Origin of the sequence: Streptomyces sp. NPDC048383 (assembly GCF_040651775.1) — a bacterium.
Classification (GTDB): Bacteria; Actinomycetota; Actinomycetes; order Streptomycetales; family Streptomycetaceae; genus Streptomyces.
In genome coordinates this window covers 1-15,221 of the sequence record NZ_JBEZKS010000061.1, presented here as the reverse complement: position 1 = coordinate 15,221, position 15,221 = coordinate 1, and the positions used below count along the sequence as shown (strand labels likewise).

The 15,221-nt window shown below is 67.1% G+C and carries 14 protein-coding genes and 5 pseudogenes; 8 read left to right on the top strand and 11 right to left on the bottom strand.

Features of this window, described 5'->3' with window-relative positions; genetic code table 11:
- Positions 1 to 34 precede the first annotated feature (34 nt).
- Complete coding sequence (locus tag AB0D46_RS31700) at positions 35 to 778, top strand: 2OG-Fe(II) oxygenase (protein ID WP_362882648.1); 744 nt, start codon at positions 35 to 37, stop codon at positions 776 to 778.
- Positions 779 to 891: 113 nt separating this feature from the next.
- On the opposite strand, the pseudogene AB0D46_RS31695 reads toward AB0D46_RS31700, so the two are convergent.
- A pseudogene (locus tag AB0D46_RS31695) lies at positions 892 to 1,042 on the bottom strand (IS5/IS1182 family transposase); the annotation flags it as partial.
- Positions 1,043 to 1,667: 625 nt separating this feature from the next.
- Positions 1,668 to 2,399, bottom strand: coding sequence for a helix-turn-helix domain-containing protein (locus AB0D46_RS31690; protein WP_362882594.1), 732 nt, complete (start codon positions 2,397 to 2,399; stop codon positions 1,668 to 1,670).
- Positions 2,400 to 2,513: 114 nt separating this feature from the next.
- On the opposite strand from AB0D46_RS31690, the gene AB0D46_RS31685 reads away from it, so the two are divergent.
- Complete coding sequence (locus tag AB0D46_RS31685) at positions 2,514 to 3,356, top strand: patatin-like phospholipase family protein (RefSeq protein WP_362882592.1); 843 nt, start codon at positions 2,514 to 2,516, stop codon at positions 3,354 to 3,356.
- Positions 3,357 to 3,449: 93 nt separating this feature from the next.
- Positions 3,450 to 3,751: pseudogene (locus AB0D46_RS31680) on the top strand (FAD-dependent oxidoreductase); the annotation flags it as partial.
- Positions 3,752 to 4,126: 375 nt separating this feature from the next.
- On the opposite strand, the gene AB0D46_RS31675 reads toward AB0D46_RS31680, so the two are convergent.
- A complete protein-coding gene (locus tag AB0D46_RS31675) occupies positions 4,127 to 4,666 on the bottom strand; it encodes an NUDIX domain-containing protein (RefSeq protein ID WP_362882590.1) in 540 nt (179 codons plus the stop codon).
- Between the two features lie 33 nt (positions 4,667 to 4,699).
- Between AB0D46_RS31675 and AB0D46_RS31670 the strand changes: the two are divergent.
- Positions 4,700 to 4,923, top strand: a pseudogene (locus AB0D46_RS31670) (metallophosphoesterase family protein); the annotation flags it as partial.
- Positions 4,924 to 5,366: 443 nt separating this feature from the next.
- On the opposite strand, the gene AB0D46_RS31665 reads toward AB0D46_RS31670, so the two are convergent.
- A complete protein-coding gene (locus AB0D46_RS31665; RefSeq protein WP_362882589.1) occupies positions 5,367 to 6,167 on the bottom strand; it encodes a class I SAM-dependent methyltransferase in 801 nt (266 codons plus the stop codon).
- Between the two features lie 799 nt (positions 6,168 to 6,966).
- On the bottom strand, positions 6,967 to 7,101 hold the full coding sequence (locus AB0D46_RS31660; protein ID WP_362882646.1) for a DUF6207 family protein: 135 nt from the start codon (positions 7,099 to 7,101) through the stop codon (positions 6,967 to 6,969).
- A gap of 269 nt (positions 7,102 to 7,370) precedes the next feature.
- Here AB0D46_RS31660 and AB0D46_RS31655 point away from each other — a divergent pair, with 269 nt between their 5' ends.
- The gene (locus AB0D46_RS31655; RefSeq protein ID WP_362882587.1) at positions 7,371 to 7,823 is read left to right on the top strand and encodes a hypothetical protein; all 453 of its coding nucleotides are present in this window, start codon (positions 7,371 to 7,373) and stop codon (positions 7,821 to 7,823) included.
- Between the two features lie 50 nt (positions 7,824 to 7,873).
- Here the strand turns inward: AB0D46_RS31655 and AB0D46_RS31650 are convergent, their stop codons facing one another.
- On the bottom strand, positions 7,874 to 8,140 hold the full coding sequence (locus AB0D46_RS31650) for a hypothetical protein (protein WP_362882585.1): 267 nt from the start codon (positions 8,138 to 8,140) through the stop codon (positions 7,874 to 7,876).
- Positions 8,141 to 8,229: 89 nt separating this feature from the next.
- Between AB0D46_RS31650 and AB0D46_RS31645 the strand changes: the two genes are divergently transcribed.
- Positions 8,230 to 8,793, top strand: coding sequence for a S1 RNA-binding domain-containing protein (locus tag AB0D46_RS31645; protein WP_362882583.1), 564 nt, complete (start codon positions 8,230 to 8,232; stop codon positions 8,791 to 8,793).
- A 113-nt stretch (positions 8,794 to 8,906) separates the two neighbouring features.
- Positions 8,907 to 9,655: pseudogene (locus AB0D46_RS31640) on the top strand (transposase family protein).
- Between the two features lie 6 nt (positions 9,656 to 9,661).
- On the opposite strand, the gene AB0D46_RS31635 reads toward AB0D46_RS31640, so the two are convergent.
- Positions 9,662 to 10,525, bottom strand: coding sequence for a hypothetical protein (locus AB0D46_RS31635; protein ID WP_362882582.1), 864 nt, complete (start codon positions 10,523 to 10,525; stop codon positions 9,662 to 9,664).
- An 820-nt stretch (positions 10,526 to 11,345) separates the two neighbouring features.
- Positions 11,346 to 11,897: a hypothetical protein gene (locus AB0D46_RS31630; protein WP_362882580.1), complete on the bottom strand. Its 552-nt coding sequence runs from the start codon at positions 11,895 to 11,897 to the stop codon at positions 11,346 to 11,348.
- A 401-nt stretch (positions 11,898 to 12,298) separates the two neighbouring features.
- On the opposite strand from AB0D46_RS31630, the gene AB0D46_RS31625 reads away from it, so the two are divergent.
- Positions 12,299 to 12,967 carry an HAD-IA family hydrolase gene (locus tag AB0D46_RS31625; RefSeq protein ID WP_362882578.1) on the top strand — a complete coding sequence of 223 codons (669 nt, stop codon included), beginning with the start codon at positions 12,299 to 12,301 and terminating at the stop codon, positions 12,965 to 12,967.
- Here the strand turns inward: AB0D46_RS31625 and istB are convergent.
- The 3 genes and pseudogenes from istB to AB0D46_RS31610 form a co-directional block, all read right to left on the bottom strand.
- Positions 12,957 to 13,757: an IS21-like element helper ATPase IstB gene (istB, locus tag AB0D46_RS31620; protein ID WP_362882576.1), complete on the bottom strand. Its 801-nt coding sequence runs from the start codon at positions 13,755 to 13,757 to the stop codon at positions 12,957 to 12,959. The genes AB0D46_RS31625 and istB overlap by 11 nt on opposite strands.
- On the bottom strand, positions 13,754 to 14,338 hold the full coding sequence (locus AB0D46_RS31615) for a hypothetical protein (RefSeq protein WP_362882574.1): 585 nt from the start codon (positions 14,336 to 14,338) through the stop codon (positions 13,754 to 13,756). The genes istB and AB0D46_RS31615 overlap by 4 nt, the downstream gene beginning before the upstream one ends.
- A pseudogene (locus AB0D46_RS31610) lies at positions 14,280 to 14,845 on the bottom strand (sensor domain-containing protein). The gene AB0D46_RS31615 and the pseudogene AB0D46_RS31610 overlap by 59 nt, the downstream one beginning before the upstream one ends.
- Positions 14,846 to 15,221 lie beyond the last annotated feature (376 nt).

The following is a 15,221-nucleotide window of genomic DNA, read 5'->3' as shown; positions in this document are numbered from 1 at the left end:
GTATCGACGATAGCCTCAGGACGGAGAAGTGAGCATGTTCGAAATGCCGGTAAATCCCTTTGAACTCTCCGAAGAAACGTTGAACCGAATATCTGCCGATGACTCATGGGCCCCGATCGAGTCGGAGCTCCCAAACGTCGATGCCAGGGTGATCAGCCACTTCCTCACTCCGGCTGAAGTGGAAGTATTCGCGGCCGAACTGGCTGCCACGCGCTTCGTGCCGGTGGGTCGAGACGGCATTGCCGCCAACTATGCAGAGGGAGATCCGGTCGCCCATCTCCGTGCCACGGCTGACTCCACGGCTTTGGCGGCAGAGTTCTACCGCAGGCTGAAGACGTTTCTGTCGTTTGAAGTGGGATCTGATGATCCGACGGATTCAGGCGGAAGACCCTGGAAGCCGGCGGCCGTCAACCCACGCATGCGCTTCATCACGTACGAACACGGAGGACTTCTTGTCCCGCACTACGATTCGCCCTATTTTGCCCCTGACGGAAGGCGAACTCTCCTGACGGTCGTCGTCTACCTGTCGTATGAGGCAGTGGGCGGAGAAACGCGGTTCATCGCCGACAAGCAGAACGAGCTTCCCTTTGTGCAACGCGACTTCTCGGACTGGCCCCGGCCCGCAAAACCTGAGGAAATATTGAGCACCCACCGCCCCGAACCGGGTGATGCGCTCCTCTTCTGGCATCGGACGCTTCACGACTCGGCCCCGATTCTTGAGGGCACGAAAACAATTCTCAGAACCGACGTGCTCTACGAGCCCATAGACGTGCCGTGAGCAACAGCAAGCCAACCGTGGCGCAGGAGGGCCCACGTGGTACTCGCATCATCCATGGCCGTGTCGGCGAAAGGGGGCAGCGCATGCCGTAACCCCTTTGAGACCGTGTCCTGTGTGGTGAAGCGGGCGAGTCGTTTGTAGCAGCAGGGGGGCTGCGGCGATGCCGAGGCAGGCCAGGTAGTTGCGGGGATGGCGCCCGTAGCGGCGTTTGAGCCGGCGGTATTCGGTGAGCCAGGACCTGGTCCGCTCGATTCGCTCCCGTCCGGGGTGAAGCGGGTGACCGGACCCGCGCGGCGGTGAGCAGGCCGGCGAGCGGTGCCAGGTCCGGAGAGGTCGATCTCGACGAAGGTGTAAGGGGGCGGTGGGGTGGCAGCGGTTGTGCGTCAGCTGGGTTCGGTTGTTGATTGCCTGGTCATGCGTTGTGGGTGTGGGCTGGTCTGCTGTCATGAGGTGACCAGGTGGCTGCTGTTTAGTGGCTGGGGCGGGGCGGGTTGGCTGTCGTGGGGGTGGCTATTCATAGCCGCCAGTCCTGGCGTTCGGTGTTGAGGTGCGATTTCTCGGGTGGGTGACAGTGGTGTGAGTGGCAGTGGGCCCTGGTGTGTGGGTGCTGGTCGGGGGCTGTTTCGGGGTGTGTGGTCACTGTCCTGGATGTGAGAGATCGGGGTCTACTCGCTGTTGTTGAGTGAGGGACGCCCAGGTCGCGTGCTGACGTGAGAGCGAGAGATCGCGCCCGAAGCGCGCGACGCGGACCACGTCGCCCCACATTGGGAAGAGGCACTGAACGAGTTCTCACTCTTCTTCGAGGACCGGCTCGGCATTCAATGGGACCCGGCGACTTGCCCAAGATCGCTGACATGTCCTCTCGCTCCGAAGTCGTGATGAACGGACTTCATGGTCCATGGACGGAGCCAGGCGCCTGTCCGTTGTCGCCGTGGAGCGGAGCGGCTTGTGTGCGGTGGGGGCCCAGGCTGCTGAGGACGTCGGCGAGTTCCTCCGTCGTGAGGCCGGGGGCGGGCAGGGCGGTGGCCGGTGTGTCGGCGGTGCGCAGGCCGTCCAGGAAGAGTGTCAAGTAGCGGCGCCACGCTTGCGGGGCGGTGTCGGTGAGTGCGGGGACGGCGCGGCCGAGTGCGGCGAGCGAGAACAGCAGGTCCTCGGTGGTGACGTCTTGGCGCATCGTGCCCTGCCGCTGGGCGCGCCCGATCAGCAGGTCGAGGGTCTCACGGTTGCGTGCGTGTACGGCGTCCAGTGAGCGGACCCCTGAGATGCCGGTGGTCATCAGGTCGTTGGTGCCCCGGTCGGCGGCAAGCGAGGCGAAGACGGCGGCGAGGTACCCCGCGAGAGCGCGCCAGGCGTCCTCACCGCCGCGCGCCGCGTCGCCGGCGGTCACGGTGTCGGCCAGCGCGCCGTGGAAAACCTCCTCGACGAGGTCGGCGCGGGTGGGGAAGTGGCGGTAGAGGGTGGCGTTGCCGACCCCGGCCCGGCGGGCGATCTCGTCCAGTGGCGCGTTCAGGCCCTGGGCGGCGAAGGCTTCGCGGGCGGCGCTGACCAGCAGTTCGCGATTGCGCCGCGCGTCGCGCCGCACCGCTCTGGGCTGCTTCGGTCGTTCCGCTTCGATCGTCATGTCCCCTCCTCGTACATACCGGGGACCAGTCCCCGGTATGGATGCTATCGTCTGCCCACATAACGGGGACTACTCCCCGTTTAAGGGTTGTGAGGGCGAAGGGCTGGTAGGGGCATGACGGAGCGGGCTCTCGTACTGGGCGGCGGCGGCATCATCGGTGGCGCTTGGGAGATCGGAGTGCTCGCCGGCCTCGCCGAGGCGGGCATCGACCTCATGGACGCCGACACGGTCATCGGCACCTCCGCCGGCTCGATCATCGGGGCCCGCCTCGCATCGGGGGTGAGCGTTGAGGAACTGTACGAAGGCCAGCTCGACGGCGCCCCGGCCCTCGACGTCAAGGTCACGATGGGCCAGACCGCACGCTTCCTGTGGGCCGCACTCGGCTCGCGGGACCCCCAGCGCTCGGTCCGGCGCCTCGGGCGTGCCGCGCTGGTGTCCCGTACGGTCCCCCCGGCCATGGCTTTCGAGGCGGTCGCCTCCCTGCTCGAAGGAGTCGACACCTGGCCGCGCCGGGACCTGCGTCTGACCGCCGTCGACGCGCTGACCGGCGACGTGGAGGTCTTCGACGCGGCGTCGGGGGCAACCCTGCCCGAGGCGGTCGCGGCGAGCTGCGCGGTGCCGGTGGTCTGGCCGCCGGTGCCGCTGGCCGGGCGCCGCTGGATGGACGGCGGCAGCCGTTCGACGGCCAACGTCCACCTCGCCCAGGGGCATCGGCGGATCATCGCCCTGGCCCCGATTCCCAAGGCGGTCGGACCGCACCCCCATGCCCACGCCCAGGCCGCGGAACTCGCGGCGGCGGGCGCGCGGGTGTCCGTCCTGACCCCGGACCGCGCCGCCCGCAGCGCCTTCGGTCGCAACATGCTCGACCACACCCGCCGCCCCGCCGCGGCCCGCGCGGGCCGCGCCCAAGCGGCGGCATGGGCGCAGACGGTGGCAAGTGTCTGGGGCCAGGTCTGAGCGGCTGATCCCGGAACCCTTTGCAACGATTGGAGACTCACCACGAACGAGAACACCGATGTGGTCGTGATCGGCGGCGGATACGCAGGCGTCATGGCCGCGAACCGTCTGACGCAGCGCGGCGACGTGGCGGTGACGCTGGTCAACCCGCGTCCGGACTTCGTCCATCGGGTCCGCCTGCACCAGTTGGTGGGCGGATCCGACACAGCGGTCGTCGCCTACCGGGACGTTCTGGCCGAGGGCGTGCGGCTGGTGGTCGCCATGCGGCACGGATCGACGCGGACGACCGCGATTTGACGCTGACGTCGGGCGGCACGCTCGGCTACGACTACCTGATCTACGCGGTGGGCAGCGGCAGCGCCGCCCCGGGCGTGCCAGGTGCGGCCGAGTCCGCAACCGCAGCCGGGTTCCCGTCGATGGCTGGAAGATGCAGCACACCGAAGTGGTGTCGGTCGGGCCGTCCGACTCCAGAGCCCCTCGCAAGGCCGCCGAGCCCCGCTGCCGGCGCGCGTCCGGCCCCTGCGCGTACCCGGAGCCGCAAGCTCACGGCGGTGATCTCGGGTCAGGCGCATCTGGCAGAGCCCTGCGAGGTTATGACCCCGGCTGCCGCGGTCCACACCGCCTTGTGCCGGACTTGCGGCGGCCGGCACCACAAGCCGTGGCGCTGTATCCGGCCCTGACCTGGTAGCTCGGCGTCCCCCGTATCGCCGAGGCCGGCTCGCGCGGGGAGATCCTGGTGCCCGGCCGGCCACGGGCCGGGGCGTCGCGACCTACACCCAGGTGTAGGTCGCGTCGGTGACGGCGTCCAGGGCCGCGTTGGTGACGGCGGCGTGCGGATCGGTGAGGGCGGCGAGGGCGGGGCCGATGGGCGGGAAGATGGGCAGCTCGGCGGTCTTGTGGTAGTCGATCCACTCGATGACGCCGACCTCGTGGCTGCCGTCGGGGAGCTCGTCCAGCTCCTGCCCTGCAAGGGTCTCGCGGAGGCCGGGGCTGATGTGGAAGCGGTAGATCAGATGGAGCTTGCGCGGCGGCGGGGTCGGGCCCGGGCGGGTCACGCGCTGGTCAACGACCCACATCAGGTCCCCGCCCTCCGCCAGCGCAATGTCGAGACCGAGTTCTTCCGCGAGTTCACGGCCGAGGGCGGCGACGAGGTCTTCGCCGTCCTCAACGTTGCCGCCGGGCGGGGTGTAGTGCGTGGAGTCGGCGCGGTCACGGCGGATGAGGGCGACATCGTCGCCGCAGAACACCAGCGCCCCGGTCCGGATCTTGATCCGGGAGAACGGGGCGGGTGTGGCAGGGGTGCTCGTCATGGCCGCCAGTATTGCGGCGTGCCCTGGGAAAAGGGAAAAGTGCTGTTCTGCCATTCCACCCCTCGCCACGACGAAGAGGTGATCCGGGTCGACTCCCGCCTCGACCGCTGGGAGGAAGTCTTCGACGGACTCGATGCCGACATTCGCACCGTGGTCTGCGGCCACACCCACATGCCGTTCGTCCGCATCGCCCACGGCCGACTCGTGTGATCAACCCCGGCAGCACCGGCATGCCCTACGGACGAACCGGAGCGCACTGAGCCCTCCTGGACCCGGGCGTTGCCGCCCACCCGGTCGCGGTCATCAACCCCGATCCGCTGCACCTGTCGATTCCGCGGCAACCGACCGACAGCACCCGCATCACCGGCCCCTGTGTCTGCCAGACTCCGCGCCTGCACGCTGAGTTCCCCGAGGGCCCGAGGCGGTCGAGCCGTGCCAGGAGACCACCCCGGCGTCGGCGCACCTGCAGTAACCACCCGCTGTGAGCTTTGCGGCGGCCGGTACGACGGGCCATGGCGCAGGAACTCCCACCGGCCTCACGGGGCGATAGAGCCTTCGGAAGGCATCGGAGGGCCAGTAGCTGCTGGGCCACGTGTTGGTGAAGGGCAGCTACAGCCGCAGACCGGCCTCAGGGACGGCGCGCAGCGCAGCGCCGCGGTGCGCGAAGGTGCCGCAACGCGGGGCGCCCGTGAGGACGCCGTCACCAGCCGCCCTCGGGGCCTCGGTGAGGAGCAGGGCGAACGTCGCCTGACGCAACCGCGCCTCGAAGGAACAACGCGGTCCACAGGAACGTCACGCCGAACAGTGCTGACTCGGGCGGTTCCTCACGCATGCGGCGTAGTTCGACCTCGACGAGGTTGGAGAAGATCCAGCGCAGCGATTCGGGTGTGTAGGCAAGGCCGCCCTGCAACTCACGTTCCCGGTAGAAGTCCGTGTCGGTGAGTTCCGACCCCATGCCCGCCTCGCCGGAGGCGAAGCTGGTGAGTGCGAGATGGCCGCCAGGCGCGAGGACGCGGTCGAGGAGAGCCAGGTAGCTGACGCGGCGGTGCGGCGGTAGATGGTGGAAGCATCCTGAGTCCACGACCAGGTCGTACGGGCCGCTCAACTCGGTTGCGGGGAGGGCGAAAGCGTCACCACACAAAAAGCGGATGTCGACTCCAGCCTCGTGAGCCCGGTCCTCGCCCCAGGCAACGGCAACGGGGGAGAGGTCGACGGCGTCCACCTCGAAGCCGTGTGCTGCGAGGTACAGAGCATTGCGGCCCGGCCCGCACCCCAGGTCCAGGGCCCGACCGGGAGCGATCAGCCCATGGTCGAGGTAGGCGGCCAGGTTCTCATCCGGCTTCGCCACGAAGAACGGGACCGGCCTTGACCGGTCGGCATAGAAGCGGTCCCAGAAGTCCTTGCCGTCGCCGGTCGCCAAGCGGCCGGCCTCGGATTCAGATGTGAAGAGCCCGTCCATTAGCGCGAGTACGTCTTCGACGGTGCGTACGGTCCGGTCCATCCGGCCCCCCTTTCGACCGAGATCGATCATAAGAAATGATGGAGATGAAAGGCCAGGTTGGACGGCATATCGCGATGGCTCCGGTGGGCTGCTTCTGCCCCCGGAGCGGGCAGGGGAGGCCCCAAACTCCAGACCCCGACTCCGGGTCCGCCCTAGCACCTCTCTGGGGCCAGGAAAGGTTCACCCTCGGCCGCGCTGGGAGACCATTTCGACAGAACTTCCAACGGCACTACAGGGCGAACGTTGTCGGATGCGGCACTCGTTTGGTCCGATGTATCACGATGTTGTCGACCAGTCGAGAAGTGGCTGGCCAGCCCGAACTCCGAGGCGAATGGATACCTCGGCTACCAGGCTCTGGAGCACTACCGGCCCGCGGTCCTGCACTGGCTCACCGTCGGCTGCGGGCTCGAAGGACGCCCGGACCCCGACCTGTACCTCCAGCCCATGGCCATCGGCTACGTGACTGCCGCGCGCTCACGCGACGCCGCCTGCGGAGCCGTCCGCTCCTTCTACCGATGGGCCGAGACCGCGAGGGCCGAACGGCGGACCGGGCCTCGTGCCGCCCGGCACCGCGCGGTCCATCCAATTCCGACGGGGCGGGAACTTCTATCCGTTCAAGGACGGCAACGCCCGCGCAGCCATACTGGCGCTGGCCTTCATCCTTGCCCGCGAAGGAGTACTCCTCGACCAACTGCAGCCGCTACAAGCCACCCGCTGGGCCGATGAAACTGAGGGAGCAGTGAGATATCCGGCTGATTCGCAGGCAGCCCCAACTCCAGGGCACGAGGGCAAAGTTCCTCTATGGCCGGCCACCGGGCCGTAGCAGCTTCGCGTAGACCCGGACCCGGACGCCGGCCTGGCCCGGTACACGCCGAAGGCGTTCCGGTCCCGACGTCGCGTACAGCCGGCCCAGGGCGTCGACGGCGGCGCGCACGGTGTCCTCGTCCGCGCCGGTCACGTGGTATACGACCAGCCCGGGCTCTCCCCTCCGAGGCCGCTCGCTGCGCGGCCCTCCTCGACATCTGCACCACGATGCCGGCGGGCGTCCTCGAACGGCGCCTCGGCATCAGCCCCGCTGCTGCCGACCGATGGGCAGCCGGGGCCATCAGAAGCTCCTACGCAGCCGAGGTGGCCCTACGATCAGATGGTTGAGATCGATTACGCAGCGCCCGCGTCTGCTCGGCGGACTGTCATCATGCTCGGGTGGCCCACGACATAGTGTTCTTCCTCGCCGTTGATGACGAGACGGCGGCTGCGACGCGCATGCGGGGACCGAGTGAGGCCTTTGAGTCTGTGACCTGCCGCTTTATCGAGCCGGACAGTTCCATCGCCGAGTGGGACATGTACTTCGAGGAGCCTTCGGGCGAGGCCCCGCCGATTGAGCAGCTTCTCGGGTGGGCGTGGCCGGAGTGGGTCACCGCTCCCTTGAACGATGGCGTTGAGGTGTTCGCTCTGCCAAAGCGGCTGACCCGAGCGCTGGCCAATGCGAGCTCTGGCGAACTCGAAGAGCTCGCAGGCCGCTGGGCCACGCGGCTCTCGTCAGAGGACGGGGACGACATGACCGACGATGACCTACTGGCGGTCCTCCAGGGAGTTGCCCGGCTCGCGGTAAGTGCGGTGAACACCGGTGGCGGCCTCTACAGCTGGAGCTTCTGACCATCGCCTTCGCTCTGCCGTCCAAGGGGGTCAGGGAGACTCAGGGCCGGTCACGGGGTCAACCGCGTTCCGGCAGCGGCCCGTACATCTGGTGTCTCCATCGGGTCGTCGCGGAGTACGGCGATGCGGTGCAGGATCTGGGGGTTGTGGGGTGCCGAGGCGATGGCCAGCAGCCGTGCCCGTTCCTCGCAGTCCCAGAGCGACTCGGTGTATGCGTCGTCCAAGCCGGACGGGTCGATCACGGCGAGCGCTTCCAGGTAGTCAGCGCGCTCGTACGAGTGCGGGGTGTGTCGGCAGTAGTGCCAGAGGACGGGCACTGCGTCGGCGGCTTCGGCTCCGAAGCGGGCCAGTCAGAAGGTACGGATCCGAGGCCGCGTAGGCAGCCCCGCACGGAGAGTGGGCATTCATGATCGAACCATCCGAGCATCCGGAGCTCTGGGCGTTCCTGGCATCGCTGCGACCCGGGGAAGTCCTGTCCGGGACCGTGTCGGCGATCGAGCAGTTCGGTGCGTTCGTGCTGCTGGACGACGGTCCGGCACACCCGAGCTTTCCCGGTGTCGGGCTGATCACCCTCCCGGAGCTGTCCTGGCGGCGCTTCGAGGCGACGTCAGACGTGGTGAGGGTCGGGGAGCGGGTTTCATGTGTCTTCCTACAGTTCGACACGTACAACGGGGAGGCGCGGCTCTCCCTGCGAGAGCTGCAGCCCGACCCCTTTCAAGCGTTCGCCGACGGTGTTGAGGTCGGTGATCGGCTCACCGGCCAGATCACCAAAATGGTTCCCTTCGGGGTGTTCGTCGAGGTCGCGGACGGAATCGAAGGACTGGTGCACCTGAGGGAGTTGGCCGGGGCGTCGGTGAAGACCCCTCAGGACGTTGTGGCCGTCGGCGATACGATCAGCGTCGTAGTGACAGGCCTTGATCGTGAACGGCGCACGGTGTCTCTCTCACAGCGTCAGATCTCGCATGACTGAGCCGTTTCATCTTGGCCGCTGATCGGGTGATGGGGCCTTGGCGGTGAAACGGGCAGAGCCCCGCAGCTGTTGAGCAAGTTGTCTAGGCTCAACTCGTCAGCTGTGGGGCTCTGTTGGTTCCCTATCGTGCCGTACTGGATGTTCCGCATGCACTCGTTGAGTGGGTGACGATGCTGATCGTCACCCGCGAGGGTGACAGGCGGTGCAAGCTGCCGCCCTCGGGCCGGGCCCTGGTCGCACTGGTGTATCCACGCAAGAACGACACCCTCGCTCAGATCGCCGCCGGGTTCGGTATCAGCGTGGGGGCCGCCCACGCCTACGTCCGTGCCGTGACCGACCACCTGGCACGACAGGCTCCGGGACTGACAGCGGCCTTGAGAGCCGCCGATGCCCGCTACGTCATGCTGGACGGGACACTCGCCGAGTGCGACCGGGTCGGCGACAGCCGAGCCGACTACTCGGGCAAGCATCGCAGGCACGGGGTCAACCTGCAGGTCATCACCGCCCCGGACGGAACGCTGGTGTGGATCTCGCACGCGCTGCCCGGCCGCACGCACGACCTGACCGCGGCCCGCCGACACCGGATCATCGCCACCTGCATCCGGCTCGGCATCCCCATCCTGGCCGACAAGGCCTACCAGGGTGCCGGCGACATCACTGCGGTGCCCCGCCGGCGACGACCCGGCAAGGACCTCACGGTCAAACAGAAGTGCGTCAACCGGGCCCACTCCCGCCTGCGATGGCCGGTGGAGAGGGCGTCGCACGACTCAAGACCTGGCGCATCCTCCGGAAAGCCCGCTGCAGTCCGTACAGACTCACGTCAATCGCGAAGGCCATCCGCACCCTGGAGACTCACCGCTGAAATAGCTCAGTGGTTGGTCATGACCTTACCCTGCTGAACGTAGGTGTCGAAGAGACTGCTCAAAGCAGAAGTGGACGGGTCGACGACAACCGGGTATTTCGTGTTGGGGTCCACATACCCCTTCCTCTGCAAGACCTTCATCGTGACCCGCATCTTGCGAGTATGCTCCCCGGAGACGGGATCAACAGTGGAGTCCCACATTACGGGTGCTGGCATGACAGCCGTCTTGCGACTCTTCCGGTCGGTAAACAGCACGCTCCCGTCCGCCTGGTGGTCCACCTTCATGCCCTTGGCCCTCAGCGAGAGCGTGTATGAATACCCCTCTCCTGCGGGCCGTTGCTTGAGCTCTACGAACTGTTCGAATCCGGTACGCGTCGCCTCGACAACCAGATCACCGCCGCTGACAGCGTTCACGTACTCAGCGCGCGTGCCGTTCAACCTGGGGGCTGGGAGAGTGCCATTCCACTGAAGCGGGATCTGCCTGTCGCCCTCACCTAGGGTGACGAGGTCCGTGCTGGCCTCCGAAGCCGTCGGCGTGGATGCCGTCTTGCCCGCCCGAGTGGCTCCGTTGCCCAGCTTCAGTCCCTGGGGATGAGCCTTCGAGGCAACGGAACCGTCCGCGCTTCGAGACAAGTTCACATCGACGTCGCGCCAGAGACGCAACTTCTGATCGTAGAAACGGATTGGGCCGGCCGACACATCGGTGGTCAAGGTACCGTCCGGGTTCGCCCACGTAGTGACGGTCTCCGAGCGCTCGGAAACTGCTTCGACTCGGTGGCCTGCCCTGCGCGCTGCCGCACGTGCGCGAGGAACATCCACCTCTTGGGTCACCGCGGCGCTGGTCTCCGCACCCGTCTGGGTCTGGGTCACGGCGGTCGCAGCCCCAGCCTCGGTTGTGACGTGCAGTAGCGTGACAGACACTGCGAGAGTGGCTGCGCCCGCTATGCAACGTGTGGCCCCCCCGGACCTCCACCATCCGCGTCGATTCGCGGACGTACGAGTTGTCATATTTCCTCGGTCTCTTGCGATGAGCACTATTGCCCACAGGGGGCAACGTAATCTTTTAGGCGAAAAAATCAAGCTGATATTCTGGAGATGAAATGCCAGAAATGGTTTCATTCGGAATATGGCTATCCAAACGAGCTCACTGATCGTTGCAGGAAGCAGATGAGTTGCAGGCTAACCTCGATGTTTCGTGATGGGTCGTTGGATCGCTGGCGGCCCGTTTCTGCTGGCCGTCATGACCGGACCGCTGTAACACGTGGGGGTGGCACGGCCGCACCATCAGCTCCCGCGCCAGCAGCGACCACTGAGCTCTTTCAGCGGTGAGTCTCCAGGGTGAGGATGGCCTTCGCGATTGACGTGAGTCTGTTCTGGCTGTGACGGTGACAACCGGCTCCACCGGTAGCTCAGTTCTGACTCCGCTCAGGGGCCTCAGGGTCGAGATCTGAAAGTGAGAAGTGACTCCACTTTGAATGCGTGAGGACCGATAATTCGGCTGTTCTGGGCAGTGGGCGACCTTGATGGCGCTTCCTGAAAATGTCCACCGGTTGCTCGGGATGCCTCGGACCTGCTCTGCTTGATTCCCCAGTTACCGCCGACCAGTGGATGCGAGCACGACACTCGGGGGCCACCTGGATACCGGCCGACCGTTGGGGCGGGGCGGGGCGGGGTGTTCCGGCGGTGTCGATCAGTGGCTCCGGCCTTCCTGCGGCCAAGACGTCCGTACTTGGTAGGAGTGCGCGGCGATGAGGAGTCCGATTCCCAGGATCAGGAATTGCGGGATCCCGAAGACGATGATCCATTGGCTGAAGATGCCGTCGCCGTTGAACTGGATGACAAACTGCAAGCCGGCCCAGGCGGTGTAGAGGAGGAGGAAAGCCGACACCGTGAAGGCCGTTGCGGACAGCGTGCGCGGGGGGACCCTGCGCCCGGCCAGGAACGGCACCCAGCCCGGGAACACCAGCCCCCACGGCCGGACCAGGCTCAGTGCCAGGACGCCCGCCATCAGGGCCATGCCGCTGAGTACGAACAGGTAGGGCCCGCCACCGATCTCGTACCACTCCCGGAATTTCTCCTCGTCGGCCCAAAGAGGCACACCCAGCGCCCATACGGCATGCAGTGGGATGAACCCGACTGTCGCGGAGAACGCGGACGCGTAGGCGGCTCTGACGGCTCGTCGTGGCGGCGGTGGGATGTCAGCGGCTGCGGCTCCGGAGCGATGGGCAGTGATTCCGGACATCACGTGTGCCTCCTGGCGTGGGCATGGAAAGCATGTATGCAGCACACAGTGTCACCACCTATGCGCCATCGCATCGCACTGTGGTCTGACGATCACTCATACCCGGGAGCGACTCCAGCACTGGTCTCCTCCCCCCACCAGGGGAGCAGACCGTCAACCTCTCGGCCACTTCGCCGCCACGCTGGCGCCTGTCAGTCAGGGGAAGGTAGTTCAAGACCTAACCAAGTGGAGAGAAGAGCGCCCCCGATCATTTTCAGGAAGCGTCATCAACCTCTCGGACCGAAGGACCAGGCTGGTCTGAGCTGTGGTGGTCGGGGTCGGAATGCCGACCGAGCTCGCAGCGACAAGTCGCCCGTGGGCGGTGGCAGTGTGCGTCTTGGGGTCTGGCATGATCGCGCCCTATGGGCAACCGGGTGTTCGATGCAGTGCTGTGCGATCTCGACGGCGTGATCCGCTTCTACGACCTGACCGAAGTCACGCGTCTGGAGCGGGCCGCCGGGCTCGCCGAGGGCATCACCGCTGAGATCGCTTACGCCCCCGAGCGGGATCTGCCACTGCTGCTCGGACAGATCAGCCGAGCCCAGTGGGCCACCTCCATCGCCGATGCACTTGCCGACCGGATCCCCGCCCCTCAGGCCGACGAACTGGCCGCCGTCTTCGCCCACGCCCCGTTCCGCGCGGATCAGGATGCGGTGGAGCTACTCAGGGAAGTCCGCGGCAGGATGCCCGTCGTACTGGTCACCAATGCAACCGCTTGGCTGGACGAGGACTTGGCCCTGCTCGGACTCACCGACCTGGCCGACCATGTCGTCAACAGCTCCCGCGTCGGCATCGCCAAACCCGACCTGGAGATCTACCGGATCGCTGCGGAGCGAGCGGGCGTCCCGGCCGAGCGCTGCCTTTTCGTGGACGACACCCAGGCCAACATCGATGCGGCTCGCGCGGCAGGTATGACTGCCGTGCTCTACCGCGACCTTCAGATCTTTGCCAAGGGCTGGCACCGGCGCTTGAACAGGTCCGGGAGGCGCTGGCCGGCTAGCCATGTGACCGGGACAGACGTCAGCTCGTGACCGCCGCGGCCGCTTTGGCGCGGGCCTTGGTGATGGCCAGGTGGTAGGAGTCGGTGCCGGTCTCGATGATGTTGCCGCCGAAGGTGAGGCGGTCCACGATCGCCGCACAAAGACGCGGGTCGGGGAAGGTTTTCGTCCAGCCTCCAAACGATTCGTTGGAGGCTATCGCCACAGAGCTCTTCTCCTCACGCTCGGTCAAAACCTGGAAGAGGAGTTCGGCACCACGCCGGTCCAGTTCCATATAGCCCAGCTCGTCGATACAGAGCAGGTCGACGCGTCCGTAGCGGGCGATGGTCTTGGCGAGGAGTTTCTCGTCGGCGGCTTCGACGAGTTCGTTGACGAGTTTGGTCGCGAGGACGTATTTCACCCGGTAGCCGTGCATCGCGGCCTCAGTTCCGAGCGCGATCAGCAGGTGTGATTTCCCGGTCCCCGAGTCGCCGATCAGGCATAGCGGCATGCTCTTCTTGACCCAGTCGCAGGAGGCCAGGGTGTGGATCGCAGCGGGGTCGATGGCCGGGTTGGCATCGAAATCGAAGGCCCGGAGCGACTTGTCCCGTGGGAAGCCGGCGGCCTTGATGCGCCGCTCCGAGCGGCGCCGGGCTCGGTCGTCGCATTCCGACATCAGCAGCTCGGCCAGAAACCCGCGGTAGGTCATCTGGTCCTGGGCGGCCGCTGCGGCCAGTTCCGGGTACTGGGCTCGGATCGTCGGCAGCCGCAGCATCCGGCATGCCTGATCCACGGCCGCGTCCGCGGCTTCCTCGGTCAGTCCCCGGTTGCGCTTTGCGCTCATGATTCCCCCTGGTGGGCGGATGGTCCGGCGTGCCGGCGGCGCAGCCGCAGCAGTTCGTCGTAGGCGGCAACCGACGGCAGCGGCCTGGGGTCGGGTGGCAGCGCGGCCAGCCGGCGCGCGGTCAGCGAGGTCACCGTCGCCCCGCCCTCCACCAGACGCGTAGTCCGCTCCTGGGGCGGAGTAGGCGCGGCAGTGTCGGTGTCGGCGGCTTTGCGGGCCTCCAGTGCGACGGCGTCCGCGGTCAGTGCGCCGGCCTTGAGTGCGGCCGCGATCCCGGCGACCACGTCCTCGTGGGCCATGTGCCGGTGCAGCAGCAGGACAGAGATCAGAGCGCGGGTGCCCTCGGGGTCGCCGTGGGCCTTGCAGGCGGCCTGCCACCACGCGTCGTGGACGGGGGTGAACTTGCCCGCCGAGCGGGCCTGGTCAAGCGCGGTGGCGCCGGGCAAGGCGCCGGGCTTGCGGACCAGGGCCTCCAGGTAGTGGTCCAGGTCGAGGCGTGATCCGCCCTTGGCGATCAGCCGCTCATGCCGGGCCACCACCTTGGAGCCGTCGTAGGCCGCCAGCTCCGAGGCATGCAGCACGATCCGTACCATCTGGCCGATCAGCCGCACTGGCACCGAATAATGGGCTCGCAGGGTGCGTACCATCACCGGTGACACCGTCAGGCCGGCAAGGACCCCGACCGCCGCGACGGCCAGGGCCGTGCCCGTGCTGTCGATGTTCAGCGGACCGATCGCGGCCCGCCCCCAGGGGCAGCTGCGCGTAGTAGAAGGGCAGCAGGGCCAGCATCGTCGGGCCGGCCCAGGCCAGGGCGACCGCGACCACGTTCAGGGCAGATACCGGGATCAGCAGCGCAAAGTAGCAGACCTGCCGCCACGTCGGGCGGCTGGTCAGCACGGTGAGCGTGGACCGCAGCAGGTTCACGAACGTTTCGGAGCCGGTTGTGCGGGAATCTCCAGCCCGCACAGGGTGGCGTACCGGTCGCGCTCGGCATCGGCGAGCCGGTGCAGCAGCCAGGCCGCCGCGATCACCAGTGGTGCGCCGATGAGGGCGACCGGCAGGAGGCAGATGCCGGTCACCAGCAGCATCAGCACGGCGAAGCCGGCGAGCGCGGATACGCCGTCGGCCGCCAGGTGCGCGGACGCGAACCACAGCTGGGGCGATTTCAGGGCGCGCACGGGATTGCGCGGCAGGACCTGGCCCGCGGTCCCCGTCTGCGAATTCGGCTTCCCGGTCACCTGATCCGGCCCGCGCCACCTGTCGGCGCCGGCATCCCGGCTCCTGTACTCGTCCATCGTGGTCCCATGCTTCTCGATTCATCCGCTGACTCCGAAAACACTAGTAGGACTCCGTTAGGTCCTCTGGTTGGGGCTGTTCGTGGGTGGGCATGTCGGATGCGTGGATACGCGCGAAGTGGACGGTGTGCGGGCTGAGTTGGCGTCGTATGTGGCTGACGTGTTCGCC